At 72.4% G+C, this 15,786-nt stretch carries 12 protein-coding genes; 7 read left to right on the top strand and 5 right to left on the bottom strand.

What is annotated here, in order from left to right:
* The first annotated feature begins 95 nt into the window (after positions 1–95).
* The 4 genes from hutI (at position 96) to ACWEVS_RS11430 (ending at position 7,464) form a co-directional block, all read left to right on the top strand.
* Positions 96–1,304, top strand: coding sequence for an imidazolonepropionase (hutI, locus tag ACWEVS_RS11445; RefSeq protein ID WP_354906614.1), 1,209 nt, complete (start codon positions 96–98; stop codon positions 1,302–1,304).
* A 13-nt stretch (positions 1,305–1,317) separates the two neighbouring features.
* A complete protein-coding gene (locus tag ACWEVS_RS11440; RefSeq protein WP_452551182.1) occupies positions 1,318–2,136 on the top strand; it encodes a DegV family protein in 819 nt (272 codons plus the stop codon).
* A 1,667-nt stretch (positions 2,137–3,803) separates the two neighbouring features.
* Entirely contained in the window at positions 3,804–4,640 is an 837-nt protein-coding gene (locus ACWEVS_RS11435; RefSeq protein ID WP_452551180.1) for a helix-hairpin-helix domain-containing protein, read from the top strand.
* Between the two features lie 658 nt (positions 4,641–5,298).
* Positions 5,299–7,464, top strand: coding sequence for a ComEC/Rec2 family competence protein (locus ACWEVS_RS11430; RefSeq protein ID WP_452551178.1), 2,166 nt, complete (start codon positions 5,299–5,301; stop codon positions 7,462–7,464).
* 13 nt (positions 7,465–7,477) lie between these two features.
* On the opposite strand, the gene ACWEVS_RS11425 is transcribed toward ACWEVS_RS11430, so the two are convergent.
* Both ACWEVS_RS11425 and ACWEVS_RS11420 read right to left on the bottom strand, forming a co-directional pair.
* A complete protein-coding gene (locus ACWEVS_RS11425; protein WP_452551176.1) occupies positions 7,478–7,918 on the bottom strand; it encodes a nuclear transport factor 2 family protein in 441 nt (146 codons plus the stop codon).
* A 417-nt stretch (positions 7,919–8,335) separates the two neighbouring features.
* On the bottom strand, positions 8,336–9,220 hold the full coding sequence (locus tag ACWEVS_RS11420) for an SDR family oxidoreductase (protein WP_452551174.1): 885 nt from the start codon (positions 9,218–9,220) through the stop codon (positions 8,336–8,338).
* A gap of 70 nt (positions 9,221–9,290) precedes the next feature.
* On the opposite strand from ACWEVS_RS11420, the gene ACWEVS_RS11415 reads away from it, so the two are divergent.
* Entirely contained in the window at positions 9,291–10,229 is a 939-nt protein-coding gene (locus tag ACWEVS_RS11415) for an AraC family transcriptional regulator (RefSeq protein WP_452551172.1), read from the top strand.
* A 675-nt stretch (positions 10,230–10,904) separates the two neighbouring features.
* Positions 10,905–11,843 carry a DNA polymerase III subunit delta gene (gene holA / locus ACWEVS_RS11410; RefSeq protein ID WP_449916748.1) on the top strand — a complete coding sequence of 313 codons (939 nt, stop codon included), beginning with the start codon at positions 10,905–10,907 and terminating at the stop codon, positions 11,841–11,843.
* Positions 11,844–12,301: 458 nt separating this feature from the next.
* Here the strand turns inward: holA and ACWEVS_RS11405 are convergent, their stop codons facing one another.
* Positions 12,302–12,709: a MarR family winged helix-turn-helix transcriptional regulator gene (locus ACWEVS_RS11405; RefSeq protein ID WP_452412753.1), complete on the bottom strand. Its 408-nt coding sequence runs from the start codon at positions 12,707–12,709 to the stop codon at positions 12,302–12,304.
* A 121-nt stretch (positions 12,710–12,830) separates the two neighbouring features.
* Here ACWEVS_RS11405 and ACWEVS_RS11400 point away from each other — a divergent pair, with 121 nt between their 5' ends.
* Entirely contained in the window at positions 12,831–14,003 is a 1,173-nt protein-coding gene (locus tag ACWEVS_RS11400) for an MFS transporter (protein WP_452412754.1), read from the top strand.
* Here the strand turns inward: ACWEVS_RS11400 and ACWEVS_RS11395 are convergent.
* Positions 13,960–14,658 (bottom strand): ABC transporter ATP-binding protein, encoded by a 699-nt coding sequence (locus ACWEVS_RS11395; RefSeq protein WP_452551169.1) that lies wholly within the window; start codon positions 14,656–14,658, stop codon positions 13,960–13,962. The two genes, ACWEVS_RS11400 and ACWEVS_RS11395, sit on opposite strands and share 44 nt — an antisense overlap.
* Positions 14,648–15,577: an ABC transporter ATP-binding protein gene (locus tag ACWEVS_RS11390; protein WP_452551167.1), complete on the bottom strand. Its 930-nt coding sequence runs from the start codon at positions 15,575–15,577 to the stop codon at positions 14,648–14,650. Before ACWEVS_RS11390 ends, ACWEVS_RS11395 begins: the two co-directional genes overlap by 11 nt.
* Positions 15,578–15,786: the final 209 nt, after the last annotated feature.

The following is a 15,786-nucleotide window of genomic DNA, read 5'->3' as shown; positions in this document are numbered from 1 at the left end:
AGCAGGAGACCCCCGATGTCGGCCGGACCCGGAGCGGACTCAGTGGGCGCGGTAGCCGCCGCTCGCTCTCCGCTGCCTGTGTGCGGGGTGGTGCGATGACCGTTCGGCTGCTCACCAACATCGGCCGCATGTGGACGGGCAACGACGTCATCAGCAATGCGGCCCTCCTCGTTCACAACGACCGCATCGCCTGGGTGGGCCGTGCGGCCGACCTCCCGCAGAGCGTCCCCGGCGTCGTCGACGACATCGTCGACGTCGACCAGGTCGAGAACCTCAGCGGCGCGCTCGTCACCCCCGGCCTGATCGACGCGCACACCCACCCCGTCTACGCCGGCAACCGCTACGCCGAGATGGCCATGCGCTCCAGCGGCTCCTCCGCCTCGGCGATCAACGCGGCGGGCGGCGGCATCGGCTCCACCGTCACCGTGACCCGCGGCACCGACCCGTGGACGCTGTGCAACGGCGTGCGCGAGCGGCTGCGCTCCTGGCTGCTCAGCGGCACCACCACCGTCGAGGCCAAGACCGGCTACCACCTCACCCGCGACGGCGAGCTGGCCGACGTGCGGCTCCTGCGCGAGCTGGAGAAGGAACCGATGATGCCGCGCGTGCACGTCACCTTCCTGGCCGCGCACGTCGTGCCGCCCGAATACTTCGGCCGCCAGCGCGACTACGTCGAGGCCGTGGGCGCGTGGTGCGCCGACGCGGCCGCGGCCGGCGCCGACAGCGTCGACGTCTACTGCGACGAGGGCCACTTCACCACCGAGGAGTCGCGCTGGGTGCTGGCCTCGGGCCGCAACGTCGGGCTGCTGCCGCGCGTCCACGCCGGCGCCTTCAGCCGCCGCGGCGCCGTCCAGCTGGCCGCCGAGCTCGGCTGCGCCTCCGCCGACCTGCTCCACCACACCTCCGACGAGGACATCGCGGTCCTGTCCCGCTACGGCGTGCCCGCCGTGCTCTGCCCCGCCACCGCGATGCAGCGCGGCAGCCTCCCGCCGGTCCGCCGCATGATCTCCCAGGGCGTCACCATCGCGCTCGGCAGCGACCACAACCCCGGCCACTGCGGCATCACCTCCATGTCGCTGGTCATCAGCCTGGCCGTGGCGGCGTTCGGCATGAGCGTCGGCGACGCGCTGCGGGCGGCCACGCTCGGCGGCGCCACCGTGCTCGGCGCCCCCGACAGGGGCGTGCTGGCGCCCGGACGGCTGGCCGACATCGTGCAGTGGGACGCCGACCACGAGGGCGCCTTCGCCTGGTCCTTCGGGCTGAAGCCGCGCCGGGTCTGGCGGGGCGGCACGCCGGTCCAGTAGCTACTCTCTGGGTATGCCGCCCCCCGTCGCGATCGTCACCGACTCCACGGCCTACCTGCCCGCCGTTCCGCCCGGGGTGACGGTGGTGCCGCTCCAGGTGATCGTGGGCGGCCGGCCGTACGACGAGGGCACGCAGACCGGCATCGGCGAGTGGACTCCCGTGACCACCTCCCGGCCCGCGCCCCACCGCTTCGCCGCCGCCTACGCGGCGGCCTTCGCCGCCGGCACCCCTGGGGTCGTCTCCGTGCACCTGTCCGGCGACCTGTCCGGTACGGCCGAGGCGGCCAGGCTCGCCGCCGAGGAGGCTGCAGGGCCGGTCCAGGTGGTCGACAGCAGGTCCATCGCCATGGGGCTGGGCTTCCCCGTCCTGGCCGCGGCCAGGGCCGCCGCGGCGGGGCGGCCCCTCGACGAGGTCGCGCAGGTGGCCGCCAGGTCGGCCGCGCGCACCCAGACGTACTTCTACGTCGACACGCTGGAGTACCTGCGCCGCGGCGGACGCATCGGAGCCGCGGCCACACTGGTCGGCTCGGCGCTGGCGATCAAACCGCTGCTGCACCTGCAGGGCGGCCGGATCGTGCCGCTGGAGAAGGTCCGGACGGCGACGCGGGCCATCGCCCGGCTGGAGGACCTGGCGTTGCAGACGGCCGGGACCGAGCCGGTGGACGTGGCCGTCCAGCACCTGTCGGCCCAGGGACGCGCGGAGGCGCTGGCCGAGCGGCTGACGAAGCGGCTGCAGCGGCTGGTACGGATGAGCGTGGTCGAGGTGGGAGCGGTGATCGGGGTCCACGTGGGGCCGGGCGCGCTGGGCATCACGGTGTCGCCCACCTCGTAACCGAGGCCGTCCCCGGCCTGGTTGCGCCGGGGTTTTCTGCTTTGTGACACGGGTGTGTGGCGGCGTTGGGCGGTTCGGCCGGGTTATGTCCAGCCGCCCCGCCGTCTGACCCGGCCGCACAGCGGCGTTCGTCTCCTCGACCTGCGTTTCCAGACGTCCCGCCGTCTGATCCGGAACCCGCGGGCGTTCGGCCTCTCGGCCTGCGGTTCCAGACGTCCTGTCGTCTGATCCGGAGCGCCCGCAGGCGTTCGGCCTCTCGGCCTGGTTGTCCACAGGCGTCTCGACTCACTGACCCTGTTGTCCACAGAAGCAGGTTCGGTGAGCGGCTTGAGGGCGTGTCGGCCATACCTTCTCGAGTTGTGCGGAACTCGGAGGAGAACGTTGAGCGGGCAGTGGCCGCACGCCGGCTACGGCGGGCCACCTCGATGCCCTCCTCCGGCATGCGCGTCCCTCAGAGCCGCGCGGGAACCGCGCTACCCTCAGCCGGCATCCCACCCACCCCTTCGGACCCTTCGGGCTCTCGTCAGGCGGCGGGCCTCGCCCTGCCTTCCTCTGCCACTCCCGACTCCAGCCCCGGCGTTGTGGCGTCCACCGAACCCATCGGCCCCAGGGGCGATGTCCTGCTACACCCGGGTGCCTTCGCGCCACCCGCGCCTGGCGATGTCCTGGCCTCTGCCTCTGTCCCAGGCCGGACACCTGGCGACGCTCCGCCCTCAGCGGCCCGCCTTGCCCCTCACCGAGCAACGAACGACACCGAGCCGATCGCTGCCCCCTTCGGCCGCCACCGAGCAACCAGAGGCGCCGATCTGGCCTCAGCGTTCTCGGAGCCGGGCGGAGCACGCAATGACGCCGGGCCTGTTCCTGCCGTCGGTGGCCACCCTAGGACAGCGGGTGACGCGCTGCCCTCCGTGGCCGCCGTCGGCCTCCACCGCCCAGTGGGAGATGCCGGTCTGGCCTCGGCCGCCTTCGACGCGCGCGGGGCGCGTGGTGATGCAGGGCCGCTTCCTGCCCTCGGTGGGCACTCTCGGGGGGCGGGTGACGCTTCGCCTCCCGTGGCCGCCGTCGGCCCCCACCGCCCGGTGAGAGATGCCGGTCTGGCCTCGGCCGCCTTCGACGCGCGCGGGGCGCGTGGCGATGTCGGGCCGCTTCCTGCCCCCGTCGATCACCACCGGCCACAGCGAGTCGCCGATCTGACCACGGTGTCCGTCAACCCGCGCCAGTCAGGCGGCGTTGTCGAGTCAATCGCTGTCCCCTTTGGCCGCCGGCGGACAGCCGGCGATGTTGATCTAGCCGGGGTCTCCATCGACCAGCGCGCGGCAGACCGGGATGGTGAGTCAACCGCCACCTTCGCCTCCCACCGGAAGCCGTTTGATGCCCAACTCACCGCACATGGCACCCCAGCCACCCCTGGTCTCCACCACGCGAGCGGCGACGACCGGCACTACTTGCACCCCGCGGTCTTCTCGCTCTCAGCACCGGACGACCGCCTCTCGGCACCGGACGACCGCCTCTCGGCACCGGACGACCGTCTCTCGGCACCGGACGACCGTCTCTCGGCACCGGACGACCGCCTCTCGGCACCGGACGACCGCCTCTCGGCACCGGACGGCCGCCTCTCGGCACCGGACGACAACCCGCATCCACGGGAGAAGCCGGCCGATGCCCGGGTGCACCCCTACGACCGCCGAGTCGTCCGCCGGCCGAGCGGCAGAACACCGGATGACCTCACCATCCCCGCCCCCGAGCAGACCGACGAGTTCCTTCACTCACCCGCCACCGTCGACCGCGGACACCACAACGACTGGGATCCCGCCCCACGAATGGGCCAGACCAACTCTGACAGCATCTCCCCGCCCGTCCCGTCCTCTTTCGCCGCCTTCCGCGCCGCCGTCACCGCGCAGGCACCCGCCCTCGACCCCGGGCGTCCGGGCCTGCGCGTCCTCCTCGTTCTCGGTCTCATCGCCGCCGTCGCCGGCGGGATCTACGCCTGGCGTTCCAGCCCCACCCCGGAACCCCTCGCCGCCCCACCCCCGATCAGCGGCTCCGCCGCGCCCCCGGCCGCCGTCGTCAGCCCCACGCCCACCTCGTCGGTCCTGGTCCACGTCACGGGCAAGGTACGCAAGCCCGGTGTCTACACCCTCCCCGGCGGCTCGCGTGTCGCCGACGCCGTCGAGGCGGCGGGCGGCGCACGTACCGACACCGCTACCGCGTCGGTCAACCTCGCCAGACGCCTGGTCGACGGCGAACAGATCGTCGTCGGCGCCCCGGGCGGCGTCAGCCAGGGCGGCACGGTCGCCGCCCCACCCGGCTCGGACCTGCTCGACCTGAACACCGCCACCCCCGACCAGTTGGAGCAGTTACCAGGAGTGGGCGAGGTGCTCGCCGCCAGGATCGCCGAGTTCCGTGCGACCCACGGCGGATTCCGCAGCGTCGACCAGCTGCAGGAGGTAACCGGCATCGGCGAGAGAAAGTACGCCGACTTGAAAGACAAGGTCCGTGTCTGACGCCGTTCGGGCGGCCCGGAGGTGACGAAACGACATGCCGCCATCGAAATGGACCGCGCTGTGGTCGCCAGTCCAGAGCGCTCAAAACGGCCAGCCGGCAAGGAGGCCCCATGAAGATTCAGCCCTCCAGCCAGAGGACCCCCGTCCTGAAAGGTCAGCCACCTTCTCGGTGGTCCTGGTCCCGCCCGCGCTCGCCTCCTGGGCGACCGCACTGGTCCTCTTGGGCTGCCCCGCACCGGTGGGCTGGGCCTGCGCGGTGGCCGCCGCGCTGGGCGCCGCGGCGATTCCTCTCACTGTTGCCTTCCTGCGCACCCACCGGCGTCCGCACCTCAACGACGTCGCCAGGATCGAGCACGCACAACACCCCCGCATTGGCCAGTCAGAGGGCGCACAGCGTCAGCCCCTTGCCTCGCCAGAGCTCCTACAACACCGGCCTCTGGGTTCACCACAGGGCGTACAGCATCAGCCCCTTGGTTTGCCGGAGCATGGACCACACCCACCTCTGGGTCCGTCAAAGGGCGCTCAACGCCTTGGTCCGCCAGTTCAGCGCCATGTCGGCGATCGACACACCCTCTTCACCCTCGCCCGGCAACTCTGGACGCGCCGGACCCGCCAGCCGGCGAACCACCGCCACAGGAAGGACCCCCAGCGCATCTGGATGAATGTCGCCATCGCCGTCCTTGGCTGCGTCGCCGCCACCAGTGCCGGTGTCGCCTTCCGGGTGCACGCCGTCACCACCGGCCCGGTGGCCGAGCTCGCCGCGAAGGAGGCGACCGTCCACGCCGACATCGTGCTCACCGGTGATCCCCGCGTGCGACGTGCCAAAGCAGCCTTCCACGGCGACAGTGTGGTGGTCGAGGCCACGATCGAATCCCTCGACACCCCGGCAGGACGGCTCGCCGTCCACAGCCCTGTCGTGGTGTTCGGATCGGGCGGCGCGTGGCGGCCGCTTCTGCCCAGCCAGCGCCTGCGCGTGACGGGCAGGCTGGGCACCGCCGAACCGGGCGAGCTGGTCGGCGCCGTGCTGCTCGTCCGGGGCCCGCCGGTGGTCCTGTCCGCGCCATCGACCCTGCAGACAGTTGCCGGTGACCTGCGTGCGGCCCTGCGACGTGCGACGGACGTGCTGCCGCCCGACCAGCGTGGCCTGCTTCCCGGGCTCGTCGTGGGTGACGAGTCGCGCATGGACCCGAACGTCAGCGCCGACTTCAAGGACGCCGGGCTCAGCCACCTGACCGCTGTCAGCGGAGCCAATCTCGCGATCATGTCGGGCGCGGTGGTGGCGCTGTCCCGGCTCGCCGGGATGCCGCTCGCCGTACGGGCGGGGCTGGCGGCGGTCGCCATGCTCGCGTTCGCGGTCGTGGCCCGCCCTTCGCCGAGCGTGTTGCGGGCGCTGCTGATGGGGCTGGTCGGAGCGGTCGCCCTGGGCACCGGTCGCGCGCGGGACGGCGTCGCGGCACTGGCGGGCACCGTGCTGCTGTTGATCATGTTCGATCCCGGTCTGGCCCGCGAGTACGGCTTCGCGCTGTCGGTCTGCGCCACGGGCGGCATCCTGCTGCTCGCCCCCCGCTGGCGAGACCGGCTGTCGGCCAGGATGCCGCGCTGGGCCGCCGAGGCCGTGGCCGTACCGGCGGCGGCGCAGGCGGCGGTGACCCCCGTGCTGGTGCTCATGGCCGGGCAGGTGCAGCTGGCCGCGGTTCCGGCCAACCTGCTGGCGGGGCCCGCGGTGGCACCGGCGACCGTGATCGGGTTCGCGGCGACGCTGGTGGCGCCCGTCTCGATGGAGTTGGCGCGGCTCCTCGTGCTCCCCGCGGGCTACGCGGTCGGCTGGATCATCGCCGTGGCCGAGCACGCCGCCCGGCTTCCACTGGCCGAACTGCCGTGGCCGGGCGGCCTCGCCGGGCTGCTGCTGCTCGGTGGGGCCGCCGCGGTGGCCATACCGCTGCTGCGGCGCGCGGGGACGCGCAGCATCGTCCTGGTCATGGGTACGGCGGGCCTGGCCGCCGTACTCGTGGCCGGGCCGGTGATCGCCCCGTGGCCGCCGCCGCGCTGGCTGTTCGTGGCATGCGACGTCGGGCAGGGCGACGCTCTCGCGGTCGCCGCGGGCCAGGGACGAGCCGTCGTCGTCGACACCGGACCTGATCCCACCCTGGTCGACCGCTGCCTGCGCGACCTGGCGGTCCGGGAGATACCGCTCCTCATCCTCACCCATCCGCACCGCGACCACGTCGGAGGTCTCGACGGCGTCTTCAGATCGGGACGGCGCGTCGGCGCGGTCATCGTCAGCCCCGGTCGCGCTCCGGTCGGCGAGTCCGCCCGCATCTCGAGGGACCTCAGCAGGCGCCGCATCCCCGAATGGGTCGCGGCACCGGGCGCCCGCTGGCGGTTCGGCCCCTCCGAGCTGAACGTGCTCGGCCCCGCTCCTGGCTCCCTGCTCAGCGGGCCGGGCGAAGGGAGCGTGATCAACAACGAGAGCGTGGTTCTCCTCGTGCGCTGGGCGGCGGGCTCCATGCTGCTCAGCGGCGACGTCGAGACGGAGGCGCAGGTGCAGCTGCTGCGAGCGGGACTGCCGCGCGCCGACCTCATCAAGGTCCCCCACCACGGTTCGGTACGGCAGGACCCTCGCTTCCTCGCGGCCATCGGAGCGAGGGCGGCGTTGATCAGCGTGGGGTCGGACAACGGGTACGGGCATCCGTCCCCGCGCACGGTGGGGTTGCTGCATCGGCTCGGCATGCGCGTCCACCGGACCGACCAGTCGGGCGCCCTGGCGGTCATCGACCAGTCGGGCCGCCTCGCGGTGGTGTCCAAGGGGCGGCCCGATGGATGACCTGCGGCTTCTGCTAGATCCAGGTCTCGTGGAGGTGCCGCCAGCGCAGGCCGTGAGGAGCGGCGGCGTCACGGACGAGGACCACCGTGGCACGGCGGTCGCGCGGATCGGGTCCGAGGTGGTGCTCGTCGTAGGTGGCGACCACCACGGTCCCGGCCTCGGCCACCACCGTGACGTTCCGGATCTCGATCGTGAGGGCGGGCGCGGCGCCGTGCGCGGGTTCGATCATGGCCAGCAGGTGAGGCATGGTCAGCGTCTCGCCGTCCGGGGTGACGAAGGTGAAGTCGGGTGTGTGGGCGGAGGTGAAGGCGTCGAGGTCGGTGCGCGGGCCACGTCCGGTGAGCCAGCGTTCGATGACCTCGTGATGGCGCTCGACCTCGGCTCTGGCCGCCTCCAGGGTCGCTTCCAGGCGGAGTGCGGAGGAGGTGAGGTCCGGGGTCGTGTCGGATTCCATGCTGGTCTCGGCTTTCGCGGTAGTGGGTCAGTTGATCTTCATGAGCGGGTCGCCCGTCGCGGTAGAGGCGCTGATGGGCAGGTTGGTCAGCAAAAGGAGCAGGCAGGGGCCACAGGACGGGGACGTGGTCAGCAGGGCGGCGGGCGTCCCTGGGGCGGCGTCTCGAAACGTGGGGTTTCGAAGTGCGATGTCCTGAAGCGCAGGGTCCCCGGCCGCCTCCACACCCGTCTTGGTCTCCGCGCAGGGCGGTTGCATGTGCCTGTCGTACTCAGGAGTGGGGCGGCCGGACGTTCCCGCAGCCGCGGGTGGCAGTGTGCAGTGGTCTCCTCCTCCGCAGACCCAGTGACAAGGAGCGCAGCGGTCTCATCCTCCGCATACCCGGTGACAACCCGTCGAAGAGAGCGGAGGGAGCGGCGGTCAGGGGGCGAGGTCGTGCCAGGGGCGGGCGGCGATCCAGTCGTGGAGCCGGGTGAGGCGGATGCCGAGGGCGGCTTCGAGTTCGGCGGGGTTGAGGCCGTAGACGTCGCCGTCGTTCTCCGCGACCCAGCGGTAGGTCCCGGCGACGCCTTCCGCGGTGGATGCTCCGAGCGCGTGGGTCAGGGCCTTCTCGAACTCGTCGACGTCCTGGGCGACGAACCGGACGGGACGGCCGAGGACCGTGGCGAAGGCGGCGGCGAGCATCGGCCCGGTCACCACGTCGGGGCCTCCGATGTCGAGGGTGAGGGCGGATGGGGTGGTCAGTGGTTGGGTGAGGGCGGCGACGGTGGCGGTGGCGAGGTCGTCGTGGCTGAGCCAGGCGACTCGGGCATGGACCGGCAACGGGTAGCGCAGTTCGCCCTCGTGGACGAGTGGCCCCGCCACCCACGGCGCGCACAGATTGTCCAGGTACACCGGCGGACGCAGCACCACGGTGGGCACCCCGCTCGCCGCCAGGGTCGCCGCCGCCGTCCGGCGCGTCTCGAAGGCCGCCACCGTCGTCGGCTCGGAAGGGATGCGGGTGCCGGTGTTCAGGACCAGCCGGCGCACGCCCGCCTCGGCCGCCGCCGTGGCGATGTTGCGCACGTACGAGTCCACGACCGGGGCCGAGTACACCATGGGCAGCATCACGCTGGCGTGCGTCACCCCGTCGAACGCGGCCCGTACGGCGGAGGCGTCGGCGAGGTCGCCGATCACCGGCTTCACGCCGTCGGGCAGGCCCGCGCCCGTTCTGGTAAGTCCGATCACCGAATGTCCCGAACCGACGAGACGTCGAGCCACCGCGCCGCCCTGGGCTCCGCTGGCACCGATCACGAGAATGTTCATGCCGTCCAGCCTGCTGATCACTGTGGCTACGATCGATAAAGGCAAGTCTTCAAAGCTTTAAGGATCGTCCGTGAATGAGGATCTGCTGAGCGAGCTGCTGACGCCGCTGCGGCTGCACGGCGTCTTCCACAGCCGGTGGTCGGCGCGCGCCCCCTGGGGGATCGCCGGCAAGCGCGAGCACTGCGCGCTGCTCCACTACGTCCAGGAGGGCGAGTGCACGGTGGAGATGCCTGAACTGCCCGAGCCGGTACGGCTGCGCGCGGGCGACCTGGCCGTCTTCCCGCATGGCGCCGCCCATCGCCTGACTGATCGGCCGGGCAGCGCGACCGTGCCGCTCGCCGCGGTGCTGCCCCAGCGGGAGCCCGGCGGTGCCCGCACGGTGGAGATCGACGGTCCCGGCGCCGCCACGACGATGCTGTGCGGCGGCCTGCACTACGACGGGGCCGCCGCCGCGCCGCTGTACCAGGCGCTGCCACCGGTGCTCGTCCTGGACAGGAAGCTGCTCGAAAGCCAGCCGCTGCTGTCGGGCACACTCGACCTCCTGGCGGCGGAGTGGCAGGGCGGTGAGCCCGGCGGGGTGCTGGTGGCGTTGCGGGCGTTCGAGCTCGTGTTCGTGCTGGCGCTGCGGGTGGCGTTGCGCGATCTCGACAAGCCGGTGCTCCATGCTCTGCGGCATCCGGGGATCAGCCGGGCGCTGCTGGCCGTGCAGACGAGGTTCGCCGAGCCGTGGACTCTGGCGTCGCTGGCGGGGGAGGCGGGGCTGTCACGATCGGCGTTCGCGGCGAGCTTCCGTGAGCTGGTGGGGGAGGCGCCGATGCGGCATCTGATGGCGCGCCGGATGCAGGAGGCCTCCCGGCTGCTGAAGGAGTCGGCGTTGCCGCAGAGCCGGATCGCCGAGCGGGTCGGCTATCAGTCGGAAGTGGGCTTCCACCTGGCCTTTCGTCAGTGGTGCGGGCAGACGCCGGGGGAGTACAGGCGTTCGGGAGGGGCGCCGCCGGTCGCGCGCTGACCGTGGCCAGGCGGCGGTCCGGCGGCGGCGGTCCGGTGGCGGAGGCGGGCGCGGTTGGGCTCGGGTCGGCTTGGTGGTGGAGGCGGTCGGCGACTGGTGGCCGAGACCTGCGTGGCGGTGGCGGGCGCGGTTGGGCTGGGGTCGGCTCGACGGCGAAGGCGGTCGGGGACCGGTGGTTTGGCGGTGTGGGTCGGGGAGGTGCGGAGTGGGTGTGGTGGCGGGCGCCGGTTGGGCTCGGGTCGGCTCGGTGGTGGAGGCGGTCGGCGACTGGTGGCCGAGACCTGCGTGGCGGTGGCGGGCTCGGTCGGGCTTGGGTCGGCTCGACGGCGAGGCGGTCGGCGACTGGTGGTTTGGCGGTGTGGGTCGGGGAGGTGCGGAGTGGGTGCGGGAGGCTCCTGGACTGGTGTCGCTCGCTGGTGGAGGGGCGGGTGGGGATGGAACGGCGGGGCGGGCGGTCGGTCGGGTTGGCAGGCCGAGGCGTCGGGCCAAGGGGGTCGGGCCAAGGGGGTCGGGTCAAGGGGGTCGGGTCAAGGGGGTCGGGCCATGGGGAGGGTGGTGTTGGCGGGTCGGCGTTACGGGGGCCGGCCCCGTGGGCCCGCAGTAGCGTGATGGACGGGCGGTCACCGGTGACCGCGGTGGCCTATCGGGTGCTTGCCGTACAGGAGAATTGACCGCATGGTGACGTTGGTCGTCGGGGACGAGGAACTGCTGGCCGAGCGGGCGGTCGGCGCCGTAGTCGGCGCCGTGAAGGCGCAGGGCGCGGGCGCGGAGGTGCACGATCTGGTCGGCGGCAAGGTCGAGCCCGGTGAGCTGACGCGCCTAACCTCGCCCTCGCTGTTCGGCGACAGGTCGGTGGTGGTCATCAGGTCCGCGCAGGACCTGTCCAAGGAAGTGATCACCGAGGTCGTCGGCTACGCCAAGAACCCGGGCGACGACACCGTCCTGGTGCTGGTGCATCCGGGGGGTGCCAAGGGCAAGGCGCTGGTCGACGGCATCAAGAAGACCAAGGCCGAGGTCGTCACCGTCAGCAAGCTGACCAAGCCCGCCGAGCGGCTCGACTTCATCAAGAGCGAGATCAAGCGGGCGGGCCGGACGATCACCGGGGACGCCGCCCAGGCGCTGCTCGACGCGGTGGGCAACGATCTGCGCGAGCTGGCCGCGGCCTGTAGCCAGCTGGTGTTCGACACCGAGGGCAAGAGCATCGACCTGAACGCCGTCGCCCGCTACCACAAGGGCCGGGCCGAGGTGAGCGGGTTCACGGTGGCGGACTCGGCGGTCGAGGGCCGCCTGGCGGATGCGTTGGAGCAGGTGCGCTGGGCGTTGAGCACGGGGGTCGCGCCGGTGCTGCTGGTCAGCGCGCTGGCCAGGTCGTTGCGGTCGCTGGCCAAGGTGGGCGGGGCGGGGCGCAACGTGCAGGCCGCGCAGCTCGGGATGGCCCCGTGGCAGATCAACAATGCCAAGCGGCAGCTCCGGGGGTGGGGTCCCGAGGGGCTGGCGGCGGCGCTGATGGCGGTCGCCGCGGCCGACGAGCAGGTCAAGGGCGGTGGTGCCGACCCGGCCTACGCGCTCGAGCACGCCATCCAGACGATCGTCGCCGCCAGGAACGGCCGCTGAACGGCGCGCCCGGCCGTTGAGCGGCGCGTCCGGCTGTTGAGCGGCGCGTCCGGCCGTTGCAGGTCGGCGGCTGTCCGGGTCCGGCCGGACGGTGGGGCGGGTCCCGCCCAGGCGAGCGGTCTCTCGGGCCGCGCGTCGTCGGCGTCGCGCGCCGGATTCGGGATCACTCGGTCCGATCCGGCTCACCCGGGCCGGGTTCGTGTCATGCGGGCGGGCCGCTGAGTCCAAGGCTTTCGGCCTGTGTCGCCAAAAGCGGTGGGTCGGGGTCGGGGTTGGTGTCTGGCGGGGCGGTGGGTCGGGGTCGGGGTTGGTGTCTGGCGGGGCGGTGGGCCGGGGTCGAGGTTGGTGTCCGTCAGGCGGTAGGCCGGGGTCGAATCGAGGTTCGGTGGTCAGGCGGCTGGCCGGGGTTGATGTTTCGTGCCGTCACGATCATGGACCGGGGGGCGGGTGTCCCGGTGTCAGCCTCGGGCTGATTCCACGCTGGTCAGGAGGCGCTTGAGGAGCCCGTCGAGGACCTCCTGTTCGTCCGGCTCCAGGACGGCGACCATCGCCTTCTCCGCTCTCGCTCTGACCTGCATCGCCGCCGACCACAGCTCGTGCCCCTTGTCCGTCAGCGCCACGTCGACCCTGCGCCGGTCCTCCTCGCTGCGGATCCGGCGCACCAGCTCGGCCTTCTCCAGCGTGTCGATGCGTCCGGTCATCCCCGCGGGTGACAGCATCAGCTCGCCCGCCAGCTCGGACGGCGTGGCCTGCCGGGAGTCGCGGGAGGCCAGCCGGTGCAGCGTCTCGAACTCGAAGTCCTGCATCCCGACCTCGGCCAGCGCCGCCTCCTTGGCGAGGCGGACGTGCTTCACCAGCAGCTGCATCCGCGTGATGATCGCCTCCGCTCGCTCGTCGTAGGGCGCCTTGCCGTGCCAGCGCGCCAGATGCTTGTCGACAGAATCATACGTTGACGAAACATTCGCTGGCGAACTATTCTCCCGTCCCATGCTGACCAGACTAGTGATCGGCCGGGCGTTGTCCGCGCTGGCGACCGCGCTCATCCCGACGACGCTGACCCTCGTCGTGCTCAGGGTCACCGGCGACGCCGCGGACCTGGGCATCGTGCTGGCGTGCGAGCTGGTGCCGATGCTGGTGCTGCTGCCGTTCGGCGGCGTGCTCGCCGACCGCTTCCCGCCCGAGCGGGTCGCGCTGCTCGCTGACCTGACCAGGTGCGCCGCCCAGGCGGCGATCGGGGTGGAACTGCTGGCCGGTGTCGAGAGGATCGCCGACCTGGCAGTGCTCGCCGCGATCACGGGAGCGGCGGTGGCGTTCGGCACGCCTGCCGTACCCAGGCTGGTGGCCGCGACCGTGGAAGGACCGGCGCGGCTGCGCGCCAACGCGCGGATCAGCCTGGCCACCAGCCTGTCGGCCGTGGGCGCGCCCGCCCTCGCCGGGGCGCTCGTCCTGGGCGCGGGCCCCGGCTGGGCGTCGCTGGTCACCGCCGCGCTCTTCGCGGCCTCCGCCTTCACCCTGGGCGGCGTCCGTACGGCCACGGCCGCCCCCACCGGCAAGCACTCGCTGGCCAGGGGCTGGCAGGAGATCAGGCGCCGCCCGTGGTTCCTGGTCAGCGTCCTGGGCCACGGCGTGTGGCACTTCTGCGCGGGACTGTTCCTCACGCTCGGCCCGCTGATCACAGTCCGCGGTGGCGAGACGATGTGGGTGATCATCGTGCAGTGCGGCACGGTGGGCATGCTCGCGGGCGTGTTCGTCGCGCCCCGCCTGCCGGTCCGCAGCCCGCTCGTCGGCTGCGCGGTGGGCGCCTCGCTCTACGCCGTGCCGCTCGCGGCGCTCGCCGTGCCGCTGAACGGGTGGGCGGTGGCGGTGGCCTACGGCGTGGCGATGTTCGGGCTCGGCGTGCTCGTGCCGCTGTGGGAGACCGTGGTCGCCGACAGGATCCCGGTGGAGGCGCTGGGCAGGGTGCGCTCCTTCGACTCGCTGATCTCGTTCGCCAGCCGTCCGCTCGGCCTGGCCGTCGCCGCCCCGCTGGCCGGATGGGCCGGTACGGCGGTGCCGCTGTGGGTCGCGGCGGTCGCGGTGGCCGCGGCGAGCCTGAGCGTGCTGGCCGTACGGGAGGTCAGGACGCCTGCGCCGCGGCCTCTCGCAGCACCCCGTCGCTGATCTCCAGCACCCTGTCGGCCAGCGAGATCAGGCTCTGGTCGTGGGCGGCCACCAGCGCGGTGACGCCCTCGCTGCGCACCAGCGCCCTGATCAGCTGCATGATCTGCCGCCCGGTCTGCGAGTCGAGCTGACCCGTCGGCTCGTCGGCCACCAGCAGGCGCGGCCGGTTGGCCAGCGACCTGGCGATCGCCACCCGCTGGCGCTGGCCGCCTGACAGCTCGTAGGGGCGCTGGTTGGCGTGCTGCTCGAGCCCGACCAGCGACAGCAGCACGCGCACCCGCTTGTCGCGTTCGTCGACGGGCGTGCGGGCCAGGCGCATCGGCACGCCGACGTTCTCGGCCGCCGACAGCACCGGGATCAGGCCGAACGACTGGAAAACGAAACCCACCACGTCCCTGCGCAGCGCCAGCAGCCGGTCCTCGGGAAGCGAGGTGACCTCCTGCCCCGCCACCACCACGCGTCCGGCGTCGGGCCGGTCCAGCCCGCCGATCTGGTTCAGCAGCGTGGTCTTGCCCGAACCCGACCTGCCGGTGATCGCCACCAGCTCGCCGGGAAAGGCCGCGAACGAGACCTCGCGCAGCGCGACGACCTCCTTGGGCCCCGTCCGGTAGACCTTGCGCAGACCCTCCACGACCACCAGCGGCTCAGCGCTCATCCGCGGGCTCCTCACGCGACGGCCACACCCCGATGTGGTCGGACTCCAGCTCGAGGCGCACCCTGCGCTCCATGTCGAGGGCGCTCATGAAGTCGCGCGGCAGCTGCAGCCTGCCCGCGCGGTCGAGGACGGCGTACTCCTCGGCGATGATCTGACCCTCGGCGCCCTCGCGGCGCAGCGTCTCGCTGCTGGTACGGCCGTCGCGGATGCCGATCGTCCGGTCGACCTGCTCGGAGACCAGCGCGTCGTGCGTCACGATGACCACGGTGACGCCGAGCTCGCGGTTGGCCCTGCGCAGCGCGTCGAACACCTCCTCGGAGGTCTCGCTGTCGAGTTCGCCGGTCGGCTCGTCGGCCAGGATGAGCTGCGGCGAGTTGGCCAGCGCCACGGCGATCGCGACGCGCTGCTGCTCGCCGCCCGACATCTCCGACGGCTTCCTCCCCGCGCAGGAGCCGACGCCCAGCAGGGTCAGCAGTTCCATCGCCCGGTTCCTGTCCTTGGTGCCCGCGAGCTTCATGGGCAGCTCGACGTTCTCCCGCGCGGTCAGGTAGGGGAGCAGGTTGCGCGCGGTCTGCTGCCAGATGAAGCCGACCACCTCGCGCCGGTAGCGCAGCCGGTCCTTGGCCGTCATCGACAGCAGGTCCATGCCCGCCACCCTGGCCACGCCGGCCGTCGGCACGTCGAGGCCCGACAGCACGTTCAGCAGCGTCGACTTGCCCGAGCCTGACGCGCCGACGATCGCGATCAGCTCGCCCTTCTGGATCAGCAGGTCGAGGCCCTGCAGGGCGACCACCTCGACACCCTCGGTCTTGTAGATGCGGACCAGGTTGTCGCAAACGATGTGCGCGTCGGCGCCGAAGACGGGGCGCTCCCGCGCGGCCCGCGCCTCGAGGTCGGAGATGGTGGGCGTGCTGGTCACCGGTCACCCTCTGGGGCGGAGCCGAGGGCTGCCTGGGCGATGATCGTAATCATGGGGAGATCTCCCGGACGGCCGTGAGAGCGGCGAGGACGGTGCTCTGTTGAACCCTCGGGGATGGTCATGGGTCACGGCAAGTGGATCTTCTCAATGGTGACACAGCCGAAACGCCGGGGTGATGTCCGAACTGTGACACATTCTCCATGCGGTCC

This window comes from Nonomuraea sp. NPDC003754, assembly GCF_053605785.1.
Note: the sequence above shows the minus strand (reverse complement) of the source record. Positions and strands in the feature narration are given on the sequence as shown.

Coding starts and splice junctions, on each gene's coding strand:
- hutI (WP_354906614.1), top strand. CDS start 96: ATGACCGTTCGGCTGCTCACCAACATCGGCCGCATGTGGACGGGCAAC.
- ACWEVS_RS11440 (WP_452551182.1), top strand. CDS start 1,318: ATGCCGCCCCCCGTCGCGATCGTCACCGACTCCACGGCCTACCTGCCC.
- ACWEVS_RS11430 (WP_452551178.1), top strand. CDS start 5,299: ATGAATGTCGCCATCGCCGTCCTTGGCTGCGTCGCCGCCACCAGTGCC.
- ACWEVS_RS11425 (WP_452551176.1), bottom strand. CDS start 7,918: ATGGAATCCGACACGACCCCGGACCTCACCTCCTCCGCACTCCGCCTG.
- ACWEVS_RS11420 (WP_452551174.1), bottom strand. CDS start 9,220: ATGAACATTCTCGTGATCGGTGCCAGCGGAGCCCAGGGCGGCGCGGTG.
- holA (WP_449916748.1), top strand. CDS start 10,905: ATGGTGACGTTGGTCGTCGGGGACGAGGAACTGCTGGCCGAGCGGGCG.
- ACWEVS_RS11405 (WP_452412753.1), bottom strand. CDS start 12,709: ATGCAGCTGCTGGTGAAGCACGTCCGCCTCGCCAAGGAGGCGGCGCTG.
- ACWEVS_RS11400 (WP_452412754.1), top strand. CDS start 12,831: ATGCTGACCAGACTAGTGATCGGCCGGGCGTTGTCCGCGCTGGCGACC.
- ACWEVS_RS11395 (WP_452551169.1), bottom strand. CDS start 14,658: ATGAGCGCTGAGCCGCTGGTGGTCGTGGAGGGTCTGCGCAAGGTCTAC.